Origin of the sequence: Catalinimonas alkaloidigena (genome assembly GCF_900100765.1) — a bacterium.
Taxonomy (GTDB): domain Bacteria; phylum Bacteroidota; class Bacteroidia; order Cytophagales; family Flexibacteraceae; genus Mooreia; species Mooreia alkaloidigena.
Genome location: NZ_FNFO01000003.1, coordinates 649,143 through 672,150 on the forward strand (window position 1 = coordinate 649,143; position 23,008 = coordinate 672,150).

The 23,008-nt window shown below is 52.5% G+C and carries 25 protein-coding genes; 13 read left to right on the forward strand and 12 right to left on the reverse strand.

The genetic code is table 11. The annotated features are described in order from the left end of the window. The first annotated feature begins 12 nt into the window (after positions 1-12). From BLR44_RS09935 to BLR44_RS09950, 4 genes are all read left to right on the forward strand, one after another. Positions 13-1,128 carry a Glu/Leu/Phe/Val family dehydrogenase gene (locus tag BLR44_RS09935; protein ID WP_089681544.1) on the forward strand — a complete coding sequence of 372 codons (1,116 nt, stop codon included), beginning with the start codon at positions 13-15 and terminating at the stop codon, positions 1,126-1,128. Between the two features lie 118 nt (positions 1,129-1,246). Continuing rightward, positions 1,247-1,714: a hypothetical protein gene (locus BLR44_RS09940; protein ID WP_089681545.1), complete on the forward strand. Its 468-nt coding sequence runs from the start codon at positions 1,247-1,249 to the stop codon at positions 1,712-1,714. Then, positions 1,698-2,174: a hypothetical protein gene (locus tag BLR44_RS09945; RefSeq protein WP_089681546.1), complete on the forward strand. Its 477-nt coding sequence runs from the start codon at positions 1,698-1,700 to the stop codon at positions 2,172-2,174. Before BLR44_RS09940 ends, BLR44_RS09945 begins: the two co-directional genes overlap by 17 nt. Then, the gene (locus BLR44_RS09950) at positions 2,122-2,901 is read left to right on the forward strand and encodes a phosphoglycerol geranylgeranyltransferase (RefSeq protein ID WP_089681547.1); all 780 of its coding nucleotides are present in this window, start codon (positions 2,122-2,124) and stop codon (positions 2,899-2,901) included. Before BLR44_RS09945 ends, BLR44_RS09950 begins: the two co-directional genes overlap by 53 nt. Here the strand turns inward: BLR44_RS09950 and BLR44_RS09955 are convergent. The 7 genes from BLR44_RS09955 to panC all read right to left on the reverse strand — a co-directional run bounded on the left by BLR44_RS09955 (position 2,884) and on the right by panC (position 8,701). Continuing rightward, on the reverse strand, positions 2,884-3,807 hold the full coding sequence (locus BLR44_RS09955) for a helix-turn-helix domain-containing protein (protein ID WP_089681548.1): 924 nt from the start codon (positions 3,805-3,807) through the stop codon (positions 2,884-2,886). The two genes, BLR44_RS09950 and BLR44_RS09955, sit on opposite strands and share 18 nt — an antisense overlap. A 147-nt stretch (positions 3,808-3,954) precedes the next feature. Then, positions 3,955-5,094 carry an acyl-CoA dehydrogenase gene (locus tag BLR44_RS09960; RefSeq protein WP_089681549.1) on the reverse strand — a complete coding sequence of 380 codons (1,140 nt, stop codon included), beginning with the start codon at positions 5,092-5,094 and terminating at the stop codon, positions 3,955-3,957. A gap of 152 nt (positions 5,095-5,246) precedes the next feature. Continuing rightward, a complete protein-coding gene (locus BLR44_RS09965; protein ID WP_089681550.1) occupies positions 5,247-5,927 on the reverse strand; it encodes a zinc metallopeptidase in 681 nt (226 codons plus the stop codon). A 1-nt stretch (position 5,928) separates the two neighbouring features. Continuing rightward, a complete protein-coding gene (gene rfaE2 / locus BLR44_RS09970; protein ID WP_089681551.1) occupies positions 5,929-6,408 on the reverse strand; it encodes a D-glycero-beta-D-manno-heptose 1-phosphate adenylyltransferase in 480 nt (159 codons plus the stop codon). After that, positions 6,405-7,418 (reverse strand): lysylphosphatidylglycerol synthase transmembrane domain-containing protein, encoded by a 1,014-nt coding sequence (locus BLR44_RS09975; RefSeq protein ID WP_089681552.1) that lies wholly within the window; start codon positions 7,416-7,418, stop codon positions 6,405-6,407. The genes rfaE2 and BLR44_RS09975 overlap by 4 nt, the downstream gene beginning before the upstream one ends. Positions 7,419-7,441: 23 nt before the next feature. After that, on the reverse strand, positions 7,442-7,789 hold the full coding sequence (gene panD, locus BLR44_RS09980; protein ID WP_089681553.1) for an aspartate 1-decarboxylase: 348 nt from the start codon (positions 7,787-7,789) through the stop codon (positions 7,442-7,444). A gap of 63 nt (positions 7,790-7,852) precedes the next feature. Beyond that, positions 7,853-8,701 carry a pantoate--beta-alanine ligase gene (panC, locus tag BLR44_RS09985; protein WP_089681554.1) on the reverse strand — a complete coding sequence of 283 codons (849 nt, stop codon included), beginning with the start codon at positions 8,699-8,701 and terminating at the stop codon, positions 7,853-7,855. Positions 8,702-8,821: 120 nt separating this feature from the next. Here panC and BLR44_RS09990 point away from each other — a divergent pair, with 120 nt between their 5' ends. The 3 genes from BLR44_RS09990 (at position 8,822) to glmS (ending at position 12,965) form a co-directional block, all read left to right on the forward strand. Further along, entirely contained in the window at positions 8,822-9,634 is an 813-nt protein-coding gene (locus tag BLR44_RS09990; RefSeq protein WP_089681555.1) for a glycogen/starch synthase, read from the forward strand. Positions 9,635-9,728: 94 nt separating this feature from the next. After that, positions 9,729-11,045 (forward strand): DUF4270 family protein, encoded by a 1,317-nt coding sequence (locus BLR44_RS09995; RefSeq protein WP_176955973.1) that lies wholly within the window; start codon positions 9,729-9,731, stop codon positions 11,043-11,045. An 84-nt stretch (positions 11,046-11,129) separates the two neighbouring features. Then, on the forward strand, positions 11,130-12,965 hold the full coding sequence (gene glmS / locus BLR44_RS10000) for a glutamine--fructose-6-phosphate transaminase (isomerizing) (protein WP_089681557.1): 1,836 nt from the start codon (positions 11,130-11,132) through the stop codon (positions 12,963-12,965). On the opposite strand, the gene BLR44_RS10005 is transcribed toward glmS, so the two are convergent. Both BLR44_RS10005 and rsmI read right to left on the reverse strand, forming a co-directional pair. Continuing rightward, on the reverse strand, positions 12,952-13,782 hold the full coding sequence (locus tag BLR44_RS10005) for an inositol monophosphatase family protein (protein ID WP_089681558.1): 831 nt from the start codon (positions 13,780-13,782) through the stop codon (positions 12,952-12,954). The two genes, glmS and BLR44_RS10005, sit on opposite strands and share 14 nt — an antisense overlap. Positions 13,783-13,813: 31 nt before the next feature. Continuing rightward, a complete protein-coding gene (gene rsmI, locus BLR44_RS10010) occupies positions 13,814-14,500 on the reverse strand; it encodes a 16S rRNA (cytidine(1402)-2'-O)-methyltransferase (RefSeq protein WP_089681559.1) in 687 nt (228 codons plus the stop codon). 103 nt (positions 14,501-14,603) lie between these two features. Between rsmI and BLR44_RS10015 the strand changes: the two genes are divergently transcribed. Next, the gene (locus BLR44_RS10015) at positions 14,604-15,023 is read left to right on the forward strand and encodes a nucleoside-diphosphate kinase (RefSeq protein ID WP_089681560.1); all 420 of its coding nucleotides are present in this window, start codon (positions 14,604-14,606) and stop codon (positions 15,021-15,023) included. Positions 15,024-15,042: 19 nt separating this feature from the next. Here BLR44_RS10015 and BLR44_RS10020 read toward each other — a convergent pair whose 3' ends face one another. Further along, positions 15,043-16,113 carry a lysylphosphatidylglycerol synthase transmembrane domain-containing protein gene (locus tag BLR44_RS10020; protein ID WP_089681561.1) on the reverse strand — a complete coding sequence of 357 codons (1,071 nt, stop codon included), beginning with the start codon at positions 16,111-16,113 and terminating at the stop codon, positions 15,043-15,045. A 14-nt stretch (positions 16,114-16,127) separates the two neighbouring features. Continuing rightward, entirely contained in the window at positions 16,128-16,862 is a 735-nt protein-coding gene (locus tag BLR44_RS10025; RefSeq protein ID WP_089681562.1) for a segregation and condensation protein A, read from the reverse strand. A gap of 163 nt (positions 16,863-17,025) precedes the next feature. Between BLR44_RS10025 and dxs the strand changes: the two genes are divergently transcribed. The 5 genes from dxs to BLR44_RS10050 all read left to right on the forward strand — a co-directional run bounded on the left by dxs (position 17,026) and on the right by BLR44_RS10050 (position 22,015). Beyond that, positions 17,026-18,957 (forward strand): 1-deoxy-D-xylulose-5-phosphate synthase, encoded by a 1,932-nt coding sequence (dxs, locus tag BLR44_RS10030; RefSeq protein ID WP_089681563.1) that lies wholly within the window; start codon positions 17,026-17,028, stop codon positions 18,955-18,957. A gap of 344 nt (positions 18,958-19,301) precedes the next feature. After that, complete coding sequence (locus BLR44_RS10035) at positions 19,302-19,901, forward strand: RNA polymerase sigma factor (protein WP_089681564.1); 600 nt, start codon at positions 19,302-19,304, stop codon at positions 19,899-19,901. Further along, a complete protein-coding gene (locus BLR44_RS10040) occupies positions 19,876-20,112 on the forward strand; it encodes an anti-sigma factor family protein (RefSeq protein WP_089681565.1) in 237 nt (78 codons plus the stop codon). Before BLR44_RS10035 ends, BLR44_RS10040 begins: the two co-directional genes overlap by 26 nt. Before the next feature lie 71 nt (positions 20,113-20,183). After that, positions 20,184-20,840: an endonuclease III gene (gene nth, locus BLR44_RS10045; RefSeq protein ID WP_089681566.1), complete on the forward strand. Its 657-nt coding sequence runs from the start codon at positions 20,184-20,186 to the stop codon at positions 20,838-20,840. Next, positions 20,837-22,015 carry a glycosyltransferase family 4 protein gene (locus BLR44_RS10050; RefSeq protein ID WP_089681567.1) on the forward strand — a complete coding sequence of 393 codons (1,179 nt, stop codon included), beginning with the start codon at positions 20,837-20,839 and terminating at the stop codon, positions 22,013-22,015. The genes nth and BLR44_RS10050 overlap by 4 nt, the downstream gene beginning before the upstream one ends. On the opposite strand, the gene gldB is transcribed toward BLR44_RS10050, so the two are convergent. Then, entirely contained in the window at positions 21,997-22,992 is a 996-nt protein-coding gene (gldB, locus tag BLR44_RS10055) for a gliding motility lipoprotein GldB (RefSeq protein WP_143017221.1), read from the reverse strand. The two genes, BLR44_RS10050 and gldB, sit on opposite strands and share 19 nt — an antisense overlap. Positions 22,993-23,008 lie beyond the last annotated feature (16 nt).

A 23,008-nucleotide genomic window follows, 5' to 3' on the forward strand; every position in this document is an offset into this window, starting at 1 on the left:
CCCCCAATTTTTATGGTAGAAACCAAAGAAACCGGTTCCGTGGCGAACTCCGCTGCGGCGGCGACGTCGCTGTTCGGAGAGATTGCTAAATACGAACACGAGCAAGTCGTGTTTTGCTATGACCCCGCAACGGGTCTGAAAGCCATCATCGGCATTCATAATACTGTGCTGGGCCCTGCCCTGGGTGGCACGCGCATGTGGAACTACGCTACCGAGGCCGAGGCGGTCCGCGATGTGCTGCGGCTCTCGCGCGGCATGACCTATAAAAATGCCGTCGCCGGCTTGAATCATGGTGGTGGAAAAGCGGTCATTCTTGGTGACCCACGCCAGGGCAAATCGGAGGCGCTGCTGCGTCGGTTCGGCAAATTTATTCAAAGTCTGAACGGAAAGTACATAACAGCCGAAGATGTTGGCATGTCGACCCGCGACATTGAGTACGTAGCGATGGAAACACGCTGGGCCTCGGGCCGGCCGGAAGGCGACGGCGGCAGTGGCGATCCTTCGCCGGTAACTGCCTACGGGACCTGGATGGGCATGAAAGCAGCGGCGGCCAAAGCCTTCGGAAGCGACAGCCTGGCCGGGCGACGCATTTCGGTGCAGGGGGCCGGCAGTGTGGGCAGTCACCTGATTGGCCATTTGATCAAAGAAGGCGCGATCGTTTTCGTCACCGACCTCCACGAAGATCGGCTGGAGGTAGTGGCACAGCAACACCCGATTACGGTGGTGAAACCTGACGAGATTTACGACCTGGACGTCGACATCTACGCACCTTGTGCGCTGGGCGGAACGTTGAACCACGATACCCTGCCGCGCCTGAAATGCCGGGTGGTGGCGGGAGCAGCCAACAACCAGTTGGAAAACGAAGACCTTCACGCCGATGCGTGCGCAGAACGGGGCATCCTCTACGCCCCCGACTTTCTGATCAACGCCGGTGGTGTGGTCAACGTCGCCATGGAATTTACGGGCTACAACCGCGAGAAGGCGTACAAACACGCCGAGAAGATTTATGACACAACGCTGAGGATTTTCGAGAAGGCCGAGCGCGAAGGCATCAACACCCACCAGGCCGCCATGCGCGTCGCGCAGGAGCGTATTCAGCAAATGGCGCAGCTCAACGCACGTTTATAACGCAAGATTGCCGCTCACCACAACGTAACCGGGAAAAAGCGCGTAAGCAGAAGAGAACTGACGAAATACCTTATATTTAACTCAGTAGTAGCTCTGAACCAATCTCCTAGCTCTGAATATGTACAAATTCTTCAAACTGGATAGCCTTCTGGAAAACCTCACGGGGTACATAGAAGCACGCATCGAACTTTTGCGACTCACGGCCATCGAAAAGGCGGAGGCTACTAGTGACAAAGTATCCGAGTCGGGTGGCACTGCCATCTTTTTTGCCATTGTCGCGTTTCTCGGATTGTTTCTGTTCGTCTTTCTCAACATTGCCACCGCTACCACACTTAACCATGCGCTGAACAGTACCTTCTGGGGGTACTGGATCGTCACCGGCTTTTATCTACTTATTATAATCATCTTGCTTCTGGCCAAGAAATCGATCATCGGTTCCTTCAAGAATACCATCAAAGCCCAACTCGATCCAGCGATTGCTAAGCTGCGCAAAAGCCCCCCCAGCCAGAATGGGCAGGCCGCGCATATGGAAATTAAAAACGGAGTTATCCAAGAAACTGTAATCGATCATGAGCCAACCGTCTAAATCCTCGTTTTTCGCAAACGACCAGGAAGCACGCAACTATTATCAACGACGCCAGGAGCGTTACCAGCAAGCCCTTTCCGACGACTTGTTTTTCATCAAAAGCGATGCGAAAAAGTCGGCCAAGCGAGGGGCTATGGTCGCGGCCGGCGTGTTGGGCGGCCTCTACCTTCTTAAGAAAGTCGCTACCCGCAACCGCCACAAAGTAAAAGTGCGCGAGCGCGTCATTGTTCGCGAAGTACCGTCGATCATCAAAGAAACTCCATCTTCGTCGGGGAGTGGTAATGCCGTCTACCTGCCGCTGGTTTCGGTGCTACTGGGTGTATTAGCTTCCGCTACTGTCTCGCTGTTCCGCGATCAAATCCTTAACTTGCTTGACAATCGGAAGAACAAAGACAAGGACTCAGTACATGAAGGAGACAAACCTACCCTCCGTATATTCTCGTCTGCTTCGGGATCATAAGCGCGGCTACAAAGCCGTTGCGGTTCTGGTCGATCCCGACAAAACCACAGAAGATCAATGCGATGAGCTGCTCACCAATGCGCTGCTGCATCGCATTGATTATTTCTTTGTAGGGGGGAGCCTGATCACCACTGACCACATTCATCTGCTGGTGGAGCGGCTGCGAAAGCAAGATTCGATTCCGGTTCTGCTGTTTCCGGGCAGCAACCTGCACATCGACCCCAAGGCCGATGCCATTCTGCTCCTGTCACTGATTTCCGGACGCAACCCTGAATTGCTGATCGGGCAACACGTGGCCGCGGCGCCCATTTTGCGCCGCAGTGCTCTGGAAGTGATTCCCACAGGCTATCTGCTGATCGATGGCGGTCGGCAGTCGGCGGTGCAATACATCAGCAATACCACTCCCATTCCGCACGAAAAAAATACCATTGCCGTCTGCACGGCCATGGCCGGCGAGATGCTGGGGCTAAAGTTGATTTACCTGGATGCGGGCAGTGGTGCCTTGCGGACCATTTCGCCCTCGATGATTTCGGCGGTGCGCCGTTCTATCGAAGTCCCGCTGATTGTAGGGGGGGGTATTACCGATGCCGATACGGCCCGGAAACTGCTGGAAGCGGGCGCCGACCTGGTGGTGATTGGCAACGGGATAGAAAAAAACCCCGAACTGTTGTCCGAGGTTTCCCAAAAGGTCAGGGCCATGAATGCGGCCTTAAACGTTCATGAGTGATTCGCGGCGGCGCATCTTCCCGGCCGGAATGCCAAACATCATTTTGAAGCGGCGGCAGAAGTAGGCAGTGTCTTTGTAGCCCACTTCGCGGCCGATTTCCCGGATGCTTTTCTTGGTGGTGCGCAGCATGTGAACGGCTTTTTCCATCCGCTGGTACTCGATATAATCCTGCGGGTTGATCCCGGTCAGCATCTTGAAGTACTGTCCCACATAATCTTCCGATACGTTGGCTACGCTGGCGAGTACCTTGTTCGATAGGTCGCCACCGATTTCGTCTTTGATGTACGCAAAGATGTTCAGCAGGCGCGGGTCTTTGAAGTACGTGCTGTTGGTCGCCAGCTGCTCTACAAACAGGCGATGCACCAGAATGTAGCGAATGGTCTCGATGACGATTTTCTCCGTATTGTTGAGAATGATGCGGCCTTTGCCCGGTACTTCGTTCATCTCTTCCACGATCAGCTCATCGACCAGGTGACGCAGTTTCTCGCTCTTGATGACAAACGGCGGGATATCGAGCGACGCAAAAAAGTTAACCGTATCGAATACTTTGGCTTCGAAGGTTACCGTGCTGAAGTTCTCCTCGTCCAGCTCCGACGGAGCAATCGACTTGTTGACTTCGTAGTAACGGTCTTTGTTTCCGATATACGTTTCGTAGTTCACCTTCGGAGGATTTCCCCCACCGTACGTGACGCTCGCCATCTTACCACCGGGGATAAACAGGATCTCGCCTTCTTCCAGCGTCTCCACCTCTTCTGTACCAAAAGAGATTTTCCCCTTGTTCAGGAGGATGATTGTATTCTCGATGTCGTAAAAGTTAGTCAGGGCGACCGGCTTCAGCATTCGTACGTTACGTGCTTTTACGTACTTCACCCCGAGCGACTCGATTATTTTATTGTAATCTTCCATTGCGAGTATAGATAAGGTTTAAAGGGGAATACTTTTTTATTACAATACGCAAAGATAAAAAAAATCGATTAGTAGTTAGGCCAAGTCGCAAAAATTGCTTGCCAGCAACCTATTAATGCGGACCATTGTTCGATTAAGGTAGAGTTCTCAATCGAGGATTTCCCGGGAAATTACAATCTTTTGAATCTCGGAAGTACCTTCATAGATCTGCGTAATTTTTGCATCGCGCATCAAACGCTCCACATGGTACTCTTTTACGTAGCCATACCCGCCGTGTACCTGCACTGCTTCGGTGGTGACCTGCATGGCTACTTTCGAGGCAAACAGCTTTGCCATGGCGCTTTCTTTCGAGAAAGGTTTCTTCTGATCTTTCAGTACCGCCGCCTGCAAACAAAGCAACCGGGCCGCATCGATTTCGGTAGCCATATCGGCCAACTTGAACTGAATGGCCTGATGCTCGGCAATGGCTTTCCCGAATGCTTTCCGCTCTTTTGCGTAACTGAGGGCTAGTTCGTATGCGCCTGAGGCGATGCCTAACGCCTGCGCAGCAATGCCGATTCGACCGCCGTTGAGGGTACTCATGGCGAATTTGAAACCAAAGCCTTCATCGCCGATCCGGTTTTCCTTGGGCACCTTCACATCCGAAAACATCAGCGAATGTGTATCGGACGCGCGAATGCCCATCTTGTTTTCTTTGGGCCCGACCGTAAAGCCTTCCATGCCTTTTTCAACAATCAACGCGTTGATGCCTTTGTGCTTCAGTTCCGGAGTGGTTTGCGCCATGACCAGATAGACCGAAGCGCTCCCGCCGTTGGTGATCCAATTTTTGGTCCCGTTCAGCAGGTAATGGTCGCCCTTATCCACCGCGGTTGTGCGCTGCGAAGTAGCGTCTGAACCCGCTTCGGGCTCCGACAGACAGAAGGCACCGATGATTTCGCCTTTGGCCAGGGGGACCAGGTATTTTTGCTTTTGTGCTTCGGTACCGTACTTCTCCAGACCCCAGCAAACGAGCGAATTATTGACCGACATCACCACCGACGCCGACGCATCAACTTTGGAGATTTCTTCCATCGCCAGCACATACGAAATGGTATCGAGTCCGCTACCGCCGTAGGCCGGGTCCGTCATCATGCCCAGGAAGCCCAGTTCGCCCATCTTCTTGATTTGCTCGGCCGGAAACTGTTGTTTCTCGTCACGCTCTATAACCCCGGGCTTCAATTCATTTTGTGCAAAATCGCGAGCTGCGTCTCGAACAGCCAGCTGCTCTTCGGTGAATTCAAATCTCATAGGTGGCTTGTTTTTGAAAGAGGTTGCAATAAAAATAGAGAGGCAGCTGTTTTACGCCTCAAAACTAGGACTTTTTTCCGATTAAGCCTCAAAAAAAAAGCGGGAAATTTCCTCCCGCTTTTCAAAAGCATGTGCTTCAGGCTTGAAAGTTGTTAATCTCGGCGGCCGCCTAACAACGAAGCATAGTACAAAAGCGTAGCCAGTGAACTCAACGCCGCGACTACGTACGTCATGGCAGCCCACCGGAGCGCGCCTTTCGACAGGGTATATTCCTGGCTCGTGACCACACCGCGGTCGTGAATCCAGGCCAGGGCACGTTTGCTGGCATCGAACTCCACAGGCAACGTGATGAAGCTGAACAAGGTAGTAAGCGCAAACAAGGCGACCCCAATGGCCAGCGGCAGGGGCGTGTATTGCAACATGAAAATTCCGCCGATGATGATAAAAGGCATGAAGCGCGACGTTACCGACAACATCGGTACCATGGCAGAACGGAACTTCAGGAAGGAATACGCCTTTGCGTGTTGCACGGCGTGGCCACATTCGTGGGCCGCCACCGCCGCGGCGGCAGCATTCCGTCCGTAGAAAACTTCGTGGCTTAGGTTCACCGTGCGGTCGGCAGGGTTATAGTGGTCGGTCAACCGCCCCTGGACCGAGACGACCCGTACGTTGGTGATGCCATGATCACGCAACATCTTTTCGGCAATTTCCTGCCCGCTCAGGTTAGAGCGTAACGGCGTTTGTGCATACTGGCGGAACTTGCTTTTCAAGCGCCAGCCCACAAACCAACTCCCCAGCATGGTGAGGATAACGATCAAATAGATTCCTGACATCTCAGTATAATTTTTTTATGTGTTCTACCAAAAGAGAGGTAGAGTACCCTTTCACTAACGATACGGTTTCTACCCTTCCGCCGTTTTCTAAAACAAAATCTGCACCAACAATGGTATCGATTGTGTAGTCGTCGCCTTTGACCAAAATGTCAGGACATATTGTCTGAATAAGCTCCAGCGGCGTTTCCTCGTTGAATAGCACCACGGCATCTACAAAAGCCAGCGCTGCCAACAGCCGGCCGCGCGCGTATTCGTCCAGAATTGGTCGGTTAGGACCCTTTAAACGCCGGACCGATGCATCGGAGTTCACGCCCACCACCAGTCGCTCGCCTTTTGCGCGCGACTTTTCCAGGTAATCGACGTGTCCCAGGTGCACCAGATCGAAGCATCCGTTAGTGAACACTACGCTTTCGCCGGCGCGGCGCCACTCTTCTCGCTGCTGCCGGGCGGCCTCCCACGTTAAAATCTTCGACTCGGTCATGGTTTCTCTACCAGCGATGGCGTTTTCTTGTAAAAGAAGGTCAGAAAGAAGCAGAAGCCTCCAAAAATCAACAAAAATAAGGTTTGCGACGTGTGCATCAGGGCGGCGGCAGCGGCTCCGTCGTGTTCACTGACTCCGTAGAGCATCAGGCCCCCGCCAACCATAAAATGATAGGCACCCACGCCTCCCTGCACGGGCGCCACCATGCCTAACCCGCCGAGTACAAAAATGACCAGCGCGATCTTGGCGCCCAGCCCGGCGGTGGCCGGAAACGCCAGCATGGCCCAGTAAGACATTAAGAAATAGCATACCCAGATCAACATCGTATACAACAGGAACAACACCGGGCGACGAACGTAGCGGATGCTAACGACGCCCTGCCACAGGCCTTTGCCGAAACCCAGTAGTTTTTGCACCAGGGCTGAAGCTTGCAGGCGCTTGCGTTGTGTCCAGACCAACACCGCCAACCCGACGCCCAGCAAGACGGCTAAGCCCAGTCCCCAGACTAACCCTGACAAACCGCTCTGAGTGTTATTGAGCTTGTCGGAAAAAAGTGGCGTCAACAGCTCGCTCAGTTGGTCAAACTCCAGCATAAACGCCAGGCCGATGGTGCACAGCAGCATGATCAGGTCGAAGGCCCGCTCGGCGACAACCGTCCCCAGCGAGATATCCATCGGAATGCCGTCGGTGTTGCGCAGAATACCGCAGCGACTTACCTCACCGGCACGCGGCACAATCAGGTTGACAAAGTAGAGCGACATCACCGCCAGGAAAGCCGTCACGAACCGGGGCCGATGCCCCAACGGTTCCAGCAACAAGCGCCATCGTTCCGACCGGGCCAAGTGGCTGATCAAGGCCGGGATGATCGACAGCAGAATCCAGCGGTAGTCGGCTTTCTCCAGGTCGCGCCAGAGTTGCTCCAGCGAGGTGTCACGGTAAACGTACCATAGCAGCAGCAATGCCGCTCCGACAGGCAACGCGTATTTCAGAAATGCCTTGAGTCGCTCCATGAAAGCCGAAAGAGAAGCCTCGCCTACGAAAGACGATTGTTGTTGTTAGGAAAAATGATGGTGGGTTTGAACGACTTGGCTTCTTCAAAATCCATACTTCCGTACGAAATGATAATCACCATATCGCCCACCTGTACTTTACGGGCGGCCGGGCCGTTCAGGCAAATCATGCCCGATCCTCGTTCGCCAGGAATCACATAGGTCTCCAGCCGTTCGCCGTTGTTGATGTTGACAATCTGTACTTTTTCGTTCTCGATGATATTACTAGCCTCCATCAGGTCCTGGTCGATGGTGATACTGCCGACGTAGTGCAACTCGGCCTGCGTCACCTTCACCCGATGGATCTTCGATTTCATTACTTGAATCTGCATGATCTGTTGGTAACTATGCTTGTGCGTGACCGCAACAAATTTTGTACTGGTTTTGTCCCTTTGTTATTTTTCTTCCATCAACACGTTGTCGATAAGGCGCACTTCGCCTACGTACGCGGCCAGGCAAAGCGCCAGGGCTTCTGCCTGATGCACGTCTTGCACGGGCTCCAGCGTATGCGCATCGACGACCTCGAAATACTCGAGCCGGATGGAGGGGGAGGCAGACAACTGTTCTTCAACCATGCGGTGGAGTTGCGGCAAAGGTAGCTCAAATACCCGGGCGGCTGCGCGCTGCAGGGTTGCGTACAGCTGGCCGGCTTCGTGGCGCTGCTCGGGGGTTAACCGCCGGTTGCGCGACGACATTGCCAACCCGTGCGCTTCGCGTTGGATGGGTACCATCTCCAGTTGCACATCGAAGGACAGATCGCGCACCAGTTGGGCCACAATGCGGAACTGCTGAAGATCCTTCTGTCCAAAAAATGCCTTATCGGGCGATACCTTATGGAGCAGCTTGGCAACGACCAACCCTACGCCATGGAAGTGTCCCGGTCGATACGCACCCTCCATTCGTTGCTCCAAGGGTCCGAAATCCAGACGCAGAAGCCCTTGATCCGGATAAATCTCTTGTTCATCAGGGCAGAAAAGCACATCGCACCCGGCGGCTTCCAACAAAGCGCGGTCCGCTTCCAGCGTGCGTGGGTATTTGGCCAGATCGGTGGAATTATTAAACTGGGTGGGATTGACGAAAATACTACAAACCGTGCAGTCCGTAGTCCGTTGAGCGGCTTCCAGCAGCGACAGGTGGCCTTCGTGCAGCGCGCCCATCGTGGGCACGAACCCGATTATTTTGCCGCTGCAGCGCTGTTGAAATAAATATTTTTTTAGTGCCGCGGAAGTCTGAAATACCTCCATATTTTAGTGAAAATGGCTACAAAACTAGCGTAAAGCCCTGTTATTGTAGCCTTTGATCAGCTTTTTTTGTATATTTGCATTCTAAATTATGTCCTCATCTTAATTTAAAATCCCACACGTATGTCCAAACTACGAATCCTTTACGTAGCCAGTGAAATCAATCCTTTCCTGCAAACTTCGAAAGTGGCGGATTTTGTTAGAAAACTACCGCAAGCGATGCAAGAGCGGGGTATGGAAATTCGCATTCTCGTTCCGCGCTTTGGGTTGATCAACGAGCGCAAAAATCGGTTACATGAAGTGGTTCGTCTATCAGGAATTAACATCGCCGTAGGGGAGGAGGAAAAGCCGCTGGTCATTAAAGTAGCGTCTATTCCTAATGCCAAACTTCAGGTTTACTTCATAGACAACGAGGACTATTTCCACCGCAAATCCATTTTCTTCGACAAGGATAACCGGTTTTTCGCAGATAATGACGAGCGCGCCATTTTCTTCTGCAAAGGCGTGATCGAAACGGTGAAAAAATTGGGCTGGGCGCCGGACATCGTGCATTGCAACGACTGGATGACGAGCCTGATTCCGATGTATTTGAAAACGACTTACCGCAAAGACCCTATTTTCAAGTCGGCGAAGACCGTATTTTCGATCTACAACAATTACTTTGCGCACAAATTTGATGCAAGCCTTCTGGAAAAGGTGAAGATGCTTGACATTGAGGACGAGATGCTTCTGCACCTTAAAACCGCCGACATCGAAGGATTCCTGCGGGTGGGTATTGAGTACGCAGACGTGACGATCAAAGCCGGAGAAGAGTTTAACGATAAGCTTACCGAGCTTTTCGAAAGTGTGGATACTAACAAGAAGATTACGTCGTTCGAGGGAGAAGCAGACCTTGCCGATTCATATTACAACTTGTATAATGAGCTTACGAATTAAACGTTCGTCAACTAACCATATTACAAAGGGGCTGATTGGTACATCAGCCCTTTTTCTCTTTCTACTGGCTTCCTGTAACGACCCTGCCGATGACTTGGGATATAAAGTAGGAGAAATCGATGAAATAGGGGCACAGACCGACTCGTTTGAAATTACGATCAGTACGGTCCTATACGATCCTCTTGTCTCTTCCATACCGGGCGAAGGGGCCAACGTCTCTACTACCAGCTACCGCTCGCTTATGGCGGGCACAGTAACCGATCCCGAGTTTGGTGCCACGCGAGCGGAGGCGTTCTTTCAATTGGCGCCGGTCTTGTCTAAATTCAGCATAGACACGGCAGCGGTTTACGACTCCATGCAGGTCTATCTCTCGTACCAGAATTTCTTCGGCGATACGACGGGCAGTCAGACCTTGCAGTTTTACGAGTTGCAGCAAGCGCCTGCGGTCGGTACTCCCTACACGGTAGTGTCGGAAGGTCTTCCCTATCAACACGACTCATTGCTTGGGGAAATGGTGTTCGACGAAGTGCTGGTAGATTCGCTCTTGAAAACCAACACCTCGGGGCTGGTCCGAGTGAATACCAACGCTTACGGAAAGCGCATCTTTGATTTTCTGAACAGCATCGATTCGCTGTCAGGACGCGATGAGTTTACGGCCGTTTTCCCGGGTTTGGCTCTCGTGCCGAAAGAAGAAAACGGGACCATGCACACGTTCGGTTTTCCGACGCGGGGTTCCGGGCAGGTAATGGCCGAGGTGTTTTACCACGTACCTCCCAATGACACCACCGCTCGGAAAATCCAGCTGTGGCTCGCGAACGACAGTACCGCTTATTTCCGCGTTGCTCAGTCGCGCGAAGGCACGCCACTGGCGGGTTTGCAAGACGCCGGTGACGAGTTGCAGCCGAGTGCCACCAACCAAAAAGTATTCTCGCAACAGGTTACCAACATTCGCTCGCGCATTCTACTGGGCGATCTGGCACGCTTGCAAGACATTGCCGACGAAGTCGTGATTATTCGGGCCGACCTGATTTTGCGGCCGCAACTCACCGTCGGTTACCCTCTGCCCCCTCCGGTGAAACTGGTGGAACTGCGGGAAGACGGAAGCATCCGTTCCGTGAACAACGGCAAAACCGAACTCACCATCAAAACCAACGTACTGTCGGGAAGCCAGTCGGGCGTAAAGGAAATCTTTCAATACAACCCCGCCGGGCAGCTGTACCAGATCGACATCACGGACTACATCACCACCCGCATCAGCAGCGACGCAGAACGTGCTAAAGACGCACGCTGGGATCTGGGGCTGACCGTGGCGGGTGCCCCTACTTTGAATCGGGTGGTATTTTATGGTCCCGACAGCGAGATGGCTCCCGCGCAGTTGAAAGTTTACTACGTTCCCGTCATGGGACAATAGTGCTATCAACCTTACATTCAGCACGTTAGGGCGTAAAGCAAGAGTAATTCGTTTTCTTTAGTTTCACCGTAGAACCTCAAAATTATGTGTGGAATTGTTGCTTACATCGGACACCGGGACGCCTATCCCATCCTGCTTCAAGGGCTGAAGCGGTTAGAGTACCGCGGCTACGATAGCGCCGGCGTGGCGTTGCTGAACGGAGAATTGCGGGTATACAAGAAGAAAGGCAAGGTCGAAGAGCTGGAGAATACGCTGACCGATCAGCCTACCAAAGGCACCGTCGGGATTGGCCACACCCGCTGGGCAACCCACGGCGAACCGAGTGACATCAATGCGCACCCGCACGTATCGCAATCCGGCAAAATTGCGCTGATCCACAACGGCATTATCGAGAACTACAGTGCGTTGCGCAAAGAGTTGACTTCCCTGGGACATACGTTCAAAAGTGAAACCGACTCGGAGGTGTTTGTGCACCTGATTGAAGAAATCCAGAAAAACGAGCACTGCACGCTGGAAGAGGCCGTTCGGCTAGCCCTGACACAGGTAGTAGGCGCGTACGCCATTGTGGTGGTCGATCAGGATGCCCCGCAGCAATTGGTAGCGACCCGCAAAGGAAGCCCGCTGGTGATCGGAGTAGGAAAAGACGAGTACTTTCTGGCTTCGGATGCCAGCCCTATCATCGAATACACGAACGAAGTCATCTACCTGAACGATCAAGAGATCGCGACGATCAAAGACGGCGCACTTTCCATCCGCAATATCGAGTCGATCCCGACCACGCCCTACATCCAGAAACTGGACATGGAATTGGAGTCGATCGAAAAGGGAGGGTTTGAGCACTTCATGCTGAAGGAGATTTACGAACAGCCTCGCTCGGTGCACGACACGCTCCGGGGACGCGTCTCGGCCAAACAGGGTCACCTGGTGCTGGGGGGGTTGCGCCAATACCTCCACACCATGATTAACGCCAAGCGCATCATCATCCTGGGTTGTGGTACTTCCTGGCACGCCGGTCTGGTAGCCGAATACATTTTCGAAGAATTTGCACGCATCCCGGTAGAAGTCGAGTATGCGTCGGAGTTTCGGTACCGCAATCCCGTCATTTACGAGGGTGATGTGGTCATTGCCATTTCACAGTCGGGCGAAACCGCCGATACACTGGCCGCCATCGAACTGGCCAAAAGCAAAGGCGCAATCATTTTCGGCGTGTGCAACGTGGTGGGTTCGTCGATTCCACGCGTCACGCACGAAGGGGCCTACACCCACGCCGGACCAGAAATCGGAGTTGCCAGTACAAAGGCGTTCACGGCACAGGTAACCGTTCTGTCGATGATGGCGGTGATGATCGCCTACCGTAAAGGAACCATCAAAGAAACGCGTTTCCGCGAAATGCTGGTGGAATTTGAGCAGCTTCCCGATAAGATCGAGAAGGCCTTGCAGCTTGATCAGCAGATCCAGTACATCGCCGAGCAGATCAAAGACGCCGATAACGCGCTGTTCCTGGGGCGGGGCTACAACTTCCCGGTGGCGCTGGAAGGCGCGCTTAAACTGAAGGAAATTTCTTACATCCACGCCGAAGGGTACCCGGCGGCCGAAATGAAGCATGGCCCCATCGCGCTAATCGACGAAGCGATGCCGGTGGTGTTTATCGCTACCCAGGACAGCTCTTACGAAAAGATCATCTCTAACATTCGGGAGGTCAAGGCACGGCATGGAAAAGTGATCGCCGTGGTGACGGAAGGCGATGCTGAAATTCGCCACATGGCCGACCACGTGTTGGAAGTCCCCGCGGCTCACGAAGCGCTGATGCCGATCATTGCCGTCATCCCGCTGCAGCTTCTGTCGTACCACATCGCCGTGATGCGCGGCTGCAACGTAGACCAACCCCGCAACCTAGCCAAGTCGGTTACGGTTGAGTAGGGGTCTGATTCCAGTACTCGGCAATTACCTTTTGCATTTGTGGATGAATCGGCCCGGCCGCGACCAGCTCTCGGCCAAACACGTAGTCGTCCCCACCGTTGAAGTCCGAGATAAACCCTCCGGCTTCCTGCACCAACACAACGCCTCCGGCTACGTCCCACGGTTTTAGGTTGTACTCGAAAAAGCCTTCGCCCCGCCCGGCTGCCACGTAGGCCAAATCGGCCGCCGCGGAACCCAATCGCCGAACGCCGTGCGTATGCAGCGTGAAGTGCTTGATGATGTCCAGCAGGCGACCTAGGTCAGAAAAAACGCGATAAGGAAAGCCCGTAATGATCAGGCTTTGCGCCAGGTCGGTGACAGGCGCCACACGAATCGGTTCGCCATTGCAGTAAGCGCCGCCATCTTTCCAGGCATAGAAGCACTCATCGGCCGTTACTTCGTACACCACTCCCAGTACGGGCGTGCGTCCCCACGTCAACCCGATGCTCACGGAATAGGGGGGAAGGCTGTGCACAAAGTTGGTGGTGCCATCGACCGGGTCTATGATCCAATGATACCCCTCCAGCTGCTCGTACGATTCCGGGTTCTCGCCGGTCGTTCCTTCTTCGGTAATAAAGCCTGCCTCCGGCAAGATCTCACGCAAGCCCTTGACCAACAGAATTTCGCTTTCTTTATCTACGTACGAAACCAGGTCGTTTTTTCCTTTCAGTTCTACCGCATCCGTATTGAAACGTTGCCGCTCCTTACGAATGAAGGCACCGGCTTTCCGGCTCAACTCAACTACCTGAGGACACAACTTCGCGAGGTCTACTTGCATGCTTTTTTTAGAGTCTTTAGTGGATTGTATATCAGAACTTTCCCTGTACTACCAGCACAAATTCGCCTTTCGGCGGATGTTGGGTGAACCACGTATGCAGTTCCTGTAGGGTGCCGCGCCGCGTTTCTTCGTAAACCTTGGTCAGCTCACGCGAAACTGCGGCCAGTCGCTCTGCGCCCAACACGTCGGCCAGCTCCTGCAACGTACGCAAAACGCGGTGCGGGGATTCGTAGAATACCAACGTGCGCGATTCTTCGGCTAACGCTTTCAGCCGGGTACTTCGGCCTTTTTTGTGAGGAAGGAAGCCTTCGAACGCAAAACGATCGGTGGGCAGGCCCGATTTTACCAGCGCCGGAATCAGCGCCGTGGGCCCCGGCAGGCACTCGACTTGCAGGCCTGCTTCCAGACAGGCCCGCACCAGCAAAAATCCAGGATCAGAGATGCCGGGCGTGCCGGCGTCAGAGACCAGAGCCAGCACTTCGCCCGCCTTCAGGCGTTCCACAATCGCGGCTACTGTCCGATGTTCGTTGTGGATATGAAAACTGCGCACCGATTGCGAGATGTCCAGATGGCGCAGCAGATGGCCCGTGGTGCGGGTATCTTCCGCCAAAATACCATCGACTTCTTTCAGAATCCGAATGGCACGCAGGGTAATGTCTTCCAGATTCCCGATGGGCGTAGGAACCAGATAGAGGTGCGTGCGCGTGTCTTCCTGCATGTTGCAAAAGTAAGCAGCGGCTGTCCTCCTGCGTCGAAAAATTGAAATATCTGAAAGCTATATTCTTCGATCCCTCTATTTTTGCCTCAAACTACACTGAACTATGACCACAAATAGAACTTTCACGATGATCAAGCCCGACGCCTATGCCGACGGCCACAGTGGTTCGATCATCCAAATGATTGAAGCGGCAGGATTCAAAGTTAAAGCGGCGCGTCTGCTGAAACTGAGCGCCGAACAGGCGGGAGATTTCTACAGCGTCCACAAAGAGCGCCCGTTCTATCAGGACTTGTGCAATTACATGTCGTCCGGTCCGATCTTCGCCATGATTCTGGAGAAAGACAATGCTGTCGCCGATTTCCGGAAATTGATTGGAGCAACCGACCCTGCCAAAGCCGACGAAGGCACCATCCGCAAGAAATTTGCGAAATCGATCGAAGCGAACGCCGTGCACGGTTCCGACTCCGACGAGAACGCTGCCCTCGAAGGAAAATTCTTCTTCTCCGAAACAGAGATCGTCTAAACGAAACGCGATATTAGGATTAGCCCTCTTTCCCCGAAGAGGGCTTTTTTGTGCCTTTGAAGAAGACGCGCCGCACCCAGCGGGGCAGGAGCAAAGCACCAATCAATAGGTAAGGATAGTACGTGAACATTCGCCAGAACAGTGCCACAGCCGTGCTGAAGTTGCCCAGAAACTGTTTGAAAAACGCATCGAAGGCGATTTCGGCAAGGCCAGCCGCCCCCGGAGTCACCGAAATCAGCATGATGACCCACATCACGACCTGACGGAAGAAAATCAGTACGTGCTCGGGACCAGTTACGGGCGTGAACGCCGCAATAAGACAGTTGAGCATCAGGTACCGCGCCGACCAGACGAACAACGTCGAGCCGATGGCTTTCGTCCAGTAGCCGACGTCTTTGCCCTTCAGTTCCTTCGAGGCAATCAGGATTTCATTTCCCTGGATGTAAGCCGCCTGCCGCCACCGACGCAACGGACGCCAGGCCGTAAGGCGCAACAAAAACCACTTGAAGCCGCGCGGCCGCACAAACAGCGCAAAGGCCATCACGAAGGTGTAAAGAGCAATCAGACTCAGGCTAATCAGAAAGAAATACTGAAAGCTACGCCCGATCTGGAAGCTGAACTCGGAGATGTCGGGGAAGATCTGCGTGGGGAGAAAGACCAGGGCCAGTCCAGAAGCAAAAATGAAGAAGGCATTGTCGAGCACGGCCGTCAGCATCACATAGGCCAGCGAACGCCCGAACGTCAGCCCCTCTTTCATCAGAATAAATACCGCTACGGCTGTTCCCCCCACGGCCGAAGGCGTAACTGCCGAGGCAAACTCCCACAGCATGATGCTGTAAAAACTGCTGTTCCACGAAAGGTCTTTGCCGGTCAAGTGCCGAATCCGGTAGATGTAACCCGTGTCGCGGATCACCAGCACCACCAACGACGCCAAGATCCAGCCTCCGTTGGCGCGCAGCAAAAAGCTGAGGTCGTTCCAGGTATATTTGGAGACAAAAAGGTAGATCGTCACGCCGATGCCGATTAACATCGGTAACAAAATACGCGTGGGACTGAGTCGTTCCAGAAGTTGCTTCTGATTCTGATCCATGGTGGAGAGCGGGATCAGGCCGCTTTCAAAATTAAAAAGTTGTTGTAGCCCGCTTCGAGTTGAATCATCACGTGGCCGGTCTGCAACAGCTCCAGGATGGCCAGAAAATTAAAGACCGTGGCCAGTCGCGACTTGTACTCTTCCAGAAGCTGCGTAAACGTCAGGACCGGTTGCCGTCCGATTTTATCCATAATCTTAGTTTTTTGTCCCTCAATGGTATACTCGTATTGTTTTACCACATGGACATTCTGCTGCTGGCTTTCGTCGTAGCGCCGCATGGTGCGGTGATAGACCCGCATCAGTTGATACAAATTTAAATGTTGCCATTCGGCCTCAGCATCAATGGCTTGCAGTGCCCGCTCAATTTCGTCGGATGCGTTGCCACGCGTCTCACGTAAGGCTTGCTGCGCTTCTCGCTCCGAAAACTCCGCCATTACCGACTTATATTTACGGTACTCGAGCAGGCGTCGGGTAAGTTCTTCGCGGGGATCTACCTCTTCGCCCATTTCGTTGGTTTCCTTACGGGGTAGCAGCAACTTGGCCTTGATGCGCATCAGCGTGGCCGCCACCAAAATAAACTCGCTGGCGACCTCCAGGTTGAACGCCTCCAACTTGCGCAGGTACTCCAGAAACTCGTTGGTGAGGTGGGCGATGGGAATGTCGTAAATGTCCAACTCGTCCCGCTCGATAAAAAAAAGGAGCAGGTCGAAGGGGCCCTCAAAAATTGGTAACTTTACCTCGAAATTCAATGCGTAGCACTTCTACTGGTTGTTACCGCAAAGTACTTAACTTAAAGCGAAAACAGGCTCTGTGGTGTCACGAACCTGGCCGCATTTTTCTTTCAGCAACTCAACCCATGGAAAACAAAACTGCTTGTCCTCATGTTGAATTGCTTGGAGTAACGTTAACCTTATGCTGATAAAGCCCGGCCCCCTATTGGCGCAAATCAATTCCCCTGCCGATCTGCGCCAACTTGATAAAACACAGTTGTTGCAAGTCTGTCATGAGCTTCGGCAGTTCATCATCGATAACGTGTCGGTCTACGGAGGGCATTTTGGTGCCAGTCTGGGCGTGACGGAACTCACGGTCGCTCTTCATTACGCCTTCAATACGCCGAACGATCAACTGGTTTGGGACGTGGGGCATCAGGCGTATGGGCACAAAATACTCACCGGACGGCGGGAACGCTTTCATACCAACCGGTACTACGGCGGCATTTCGGGCTTTCCGAAACGCAAGGAAAGCGAATACGATGCCTTTGGGGTAGGCCATTCATCTACGTCCATTTCGGCAGCGGTGGGCATGGCGGTGGCATCTGATTACCTGGGGATGAACGACCGGCAGCACATTGCCGTGATCGGCGACGGAGCCCTGACGGGCGGCATGGCCTTCGAAGCGATGAACCACGCCGGTGGCCTTTCGAACGCCAACCTGTTGATTGTGCTGAACGACAACTGCATGTCGATCGATCCCAATGTAGGGGCCTTGAAGGAGTATCTGACCGACATCACCACATCGCAGACGTATAACAAAGTACGTGACGATGTATGGACCCTCCTGGGTAAGTTCAGCAAATTTGGCCGCAGTGCCCGCGAAATCGCGTCGAAGGTAGAGACAAGTCTTAAGTCGCTTCTCCTGAAGCAGAGTAATTTATTTGAAGCGCTTAACCTTCGTTATTTCGGGCCGGTTGATGGTCACGACATCGATCATTTAGTCAACGTTCTGAACGATCTGAAAAAAATTCCCGGTCCCAAGATTCTGCACTGCGTTACCGTAAAGGGAAAAGGCTACTCTTTGGCTGAGAAGGATCAAACCAAATGGCACGCTCCCGGCAAGTTCGATAAGATCACTGGCGAAATCCATAAGAAAGTATACGACACTCCGCAACCTCCTAAGTACCAGGATGTTTTCGGACATACGTTGCTGGAACTGGCCCGCCAGAACGAGAAAATTATGGGCATTACGCCAGCCATGCCTTCGGGCTGTTCCATGAACATTATGATGCGCGAACTGCCCGACCGCACGTTCGATGTCGGCATCGCCGAGCAACATGCCGTAACGTTCTCAGCGGGATTGGCTACTCAGGGGCTCATTCCGTTTTGTAACATTTATTCCACGTTTATGCAACGCGCATACGATCAGGTAATTCATGACGTATGCATCCAAAATCTTCCGGTCAACTTTTTCCTGGATCGTGCAGGGTTTGCCGGGGCTGATGGACCGACTCATCATGGTGCTTACGACCTGGCTTACATGCGCTGCATTCCCAATATGATTATAGCGGCACCGATGAATGAGGCCGAGTTGCGCAATTTGATGTTTACGGCGCAGCTTCCTCGCCAGGAAGGCGCTTTCTGCATTCGCTATCCTCGCGGCCAGGGCGTGATGCCGAACTGGCGTACCCCCATGGAAGAAGTCATAGTCGGAAAGGGTCGATTGGTGAAAGAAGGCGAAGAAGTAGCGATCCTGACCATCGGGCACATCGGTAACTACGCCGTAGAAGCTTGCGCGCAATTGGCAGAAGAGGAGCTCCATCCTGCGCATTACGACCTGCGTTTCGTGAAGCCGCTGGATGAAGATCTGCTGCACGAAGTTTTCCGTAAATTCAGCAAGATCGTCACTGTAGAGGACGGTTGCCTGATGGGCGGCTTCGGTAGTGCCATCCTAGAATTTATGGCAGAGCATGGCTACCAAGCCTCGGTCCGCCGGTTGGGCATTCCTGATCGTATCGTAGAGCACGGAGAGCAACTGGAGTTACATCGTGAGTGCGGTTTTGACCCGGAAGGGATCAGCAATGCGGTTCGGGTTCTGTGTGAAGTGGAAGGCATCTCGGCTCAGGGCTGAGTAAAAAATATGCCTGCTGTAAAAAAATTTTTTACAGCAGGCAGCGTTTACCTCATCTTCAGCGTCTAGTATATAGAACGGTCATTGCATTTGCCTTAGGCATAGTTGTTGCGGCTATGGCTTACTATCCGAATCAGCACCGAATAGTAAGTGATACGCCAAGCTCACTTTTCTTACATTATTTTTGCCCATTTTAGTGGTGCCCTATCGGTTAGCTATTGCGCAGAGTGGGACAATTTTAGTAAGTTTGATAGTTAAAAACAGAATTACCTTTCATTTTAATCGCTTCACTTTAAACAATACAATATGGCTTAAAGCTCTACGTTACCTAAATGTAAAATCAAATGAGAAGTGTTGATCTGAGCGATGCTAAGCTCGTATCACTTTACCGGAACGGTGATGAAGCAGCATTTGAAGAACTAGTACGTAGGCACAAAGCCAAGATCTTTACTACCATCTATTTGATCGTCAAAGATCATTACGTGGCAGAAGATCTCCTTCAGGAAACCTTTATTAAGGTAGTAGATACGATCCAGGGCGGTCGCTACAACGAAGAAGGAAAGTTTCTGCCGTGGGTAGTACGGGTAGCGCACAACCTTGCGATCGATCATTTTCGCAAGTCGAAGCGATATCCGACCATCGTGTTGGAAGACGGTAGTAACGTGTTCAACACCATTGACTTCGCCGAAGACTCTTTCGAATCGCTGCAAATAAAGAAGGAAACACACGCCCATCTGCGCAAGTTAATTCAGACGCTCCCTGAGCCGCAAAAAGAAGTGCTGATCATGCGGCATTATGCGAAGATGAGTTTCCAGGAAATTGCCGACGCCACCGGGGTTAGCATCAACACCGCTCTCGGGCGGATGAGATACGCGCTCATTAACCTCAGGAAAAAAATGCGTAAGAGCAATGCAGCCTATGACCCAAACTTTTACCCACGATGACATTCTCCGTTATTTGTATGGAGAAACCAACGCTCAAGAAAGCCAGCTGATCGAATCGGCGCTGGCCAGCGATGAAGCCTTGTATCAGTTCTATCGACAAAACAAGGAACTGATCGGCCAGCTCCACAACATCACCTTAGAACCGCCACAGCGGGTGGTCGATAACATCATGAAGTACGCACGACGCCGTACGTATCACCCCGTCGATTAGGTTCCTTCTTTTCTGAAGTCCGCTATCTTTGTAAGAAAAGGGCCGAGTCCACAATCGGCCCCAGTTTTCTTATGCGTCGTACAGAGCGGTATCGCCTATTTATTGATTATTTTTCGGAACATCAGCCCGTTGCCGAGACTGAGCTGACGTACGAGAATCCGTATCAGCTTTTGGTCGCGGTGATTCTCAGTGCGCAGTGCACAGACAAACGGGTTAACCTGACCACCCCTGCGCTTTTCGATCGCTTTCCGACACCTTACGATCTCGCCAACAGTCACTTCGAAGAGCTACAACCCTTTCTGCGCAGTATTTCTTATCCCAATAACAAGACGCGTCATTTGCTCGGCATGGCCAAGATGCTGACAGAAGAATTTGGAGGAGAAGTACCTGAAGATGCTGCCCTGCTGCAAAAGCTACCGGGCGTAGGGCGAAAAACGGCCAATGTTATTGCTTCCGTTATCTATAACCAACCCAAAATGGCGGTCGATACGCACGTGTTTCGTGTCTCGAAGCGCCTTGGTTTAGTAGATCAAAAGCTGAAAACTCCGCTGGAAGTGGAGAAACAGTTGATGCGTCACATTCCGGAAACGTACGTAGCAGTTGCTCACCACTGGCTCATTCTGCACGGACGTTATACTTGCCTGGCACGTCGTCCGAAGTGTGAAGTGTGTCCCCTTACGCATTTCTGCCGCTATTACGAAAAACACGGCGCCGGGGGAATCATATGAGAATTGCCTTGGTGCATCAGCATTTTCGGGTCCCCTCACAAGGAGGGGGGATTCGGACTTGGTACTTAGCGCAAGCACTCGCCGACCGTGGGCATCATGTAGAGGTGTACACAGCTCATCAGGAGTTGCGGTATCAGCAAAAGGAGCATGGTGCTTGCTCCATCCACTATTTCCCTACCGACTATCAGCAACGTTACGGGCTAATCCGACGCGGGAAGGCCTTCTTCCGTTTTGTATTTCAGGCAGCCAAAGCGCTCGCGGCGCGGCACGATTTTGATGTTCTGTACACGGTAACCACCCCTCTTTCGGTACCGCTCGTCGGGTTCTTGCTCAAACGCTGGCGGGGCACGCCTTTCTTGGTGGAAGTAGGAGATTTGTGGCCGGATGCTCCCATTCAGTTAGGCTATCTAAAAAACCCCCTGTTGCAAAAAGTTGCTCTCGGTATAGAAAGGCATATTTACCAACAGGCTCTTCGCGTCATTGCCTATACCCCAGGGATCGCACAAGCCATTCGGCGAAAAGCACAGGGAATAGAGCCTGTCGTAATTCCAAATGTGGCGGATTGCGACTTTTTCATGCCGGTAGTTTCTGGCACACGCCCTTTTACTATCGGTTATTTCGGAGCCGCCGGAAAAGCAAACCATCTGGAGTTCTTACTAAATGCCGCTGCCTATTTTCTTCGGCAAGCCGCCCCACTGGCACAGGTACGTTTTTGGATTGCGGCTGAAGGATCGGAACTAGGGCGGCTGAAACAAATGGCAACTTCGCTTCCTAACGTTACCTTCTTTTCTTACACCGATAAAGTGGGCGTGCGGCAATTGCTTGCTGAAACCGATGCGTGCTACATCTCGTTCATCGATCGCCCAATACTGGAGACTGGCTGTCCCAATAAATTTTTTGATGCCCTGGCCGCAGGCAAGTTATGCATTCTGAACTTCCGCGGCTGGCTCTACGAGCTAGTCACCCAACATCAGTGCGGCTTTTACGCCCCACCGCACGACCCTGCCGCCTTTGCGGTCCAGCTTCTGCCTTATCTGGAAAACCCCGCTTTGCTGGCGAGTCAGCAAAGCAACGCGCGTCAGCTGGCTGAGACCGAGTTCGATACTGCCCAATTGATGTCCCGGCTGGTTACTACGATCGAAAGTGCCTACGAAGATTACTCTCGGGGACGGTAACGCGATTGTTCCAGTAGCTTTTTCCCGTCGGTCATCGCCATCAATTCTGGTAAAGTCGTGTCGGTCTCCTCCATGTACTTCCGGACAATCTCCCATCCGACCCAGCGTCCCACCCGTCCCGGGCAGCTACGGCTGATTTCTCCCACAAACGGGCGTTCCCCCACATAACGTGTGACTTCGAAGTGATTGGTTTCGTAGAGGAGCTGCTTGTCTACAAAGTGGGCCCAGATGCTTTTTTGATACGACTCCACGGTGCGCATCTCCTCGCTTGTGTACCCGATGATGAGGCTATCAGGCGTACAGGGTAACATCTGCTTCGTAAAATAATAGGCTTTCCCGTAATAGGTCATCTCCGAGATCAATGAGTTATCCAACCGATCGGCCTGGTTGTATTTCTCCGAGATCAGCGTCAGCACCATGGGTACCAGCGTGTTTTTCTGATAACGCCGTTGCATATATTCCGGCAGACCTGCCGGCTTGTACAAATCAGGGTCATCTCCCATGAAGTACTCCAGTCCAACTACTATCAGACTATCGGTTGCAAAAAGGTCGGTCCCAAATCCCGATACAATGGTATAAACCTTCGGAATCACGAAATCCGGATAGTAGTACTTTACGTGCTGCAGTGCGTCTTCCAGGTCATTTCTTACATCGTCTATCTCTTCATAATAGCGCGATGTTTGCTGAAAAAGCGTATCCATATGAGAATCATGCACTAAGGCGTACAGCTGATTCACTAAAATTGAGTCGTGGGGCAGTTGCGAACGATTCAGAAATTTTTCCGTAAACAAGGGATGAGCGTTCAACAGTGCGGTGATGTCGTCTTTAGATTGCGTCTCAAACAGCATTTGATCCATCCGTACGACCTCTAAATCGACATTGATAGACGAGACATCGGGAGAGTTGATGCATTCTTGCTCTTTTGTGCAACTTGCAAGGCCACACAAAAGCACAAGTGCGACAATCGCTTTCTTCATTTTATTGTTAACTAAC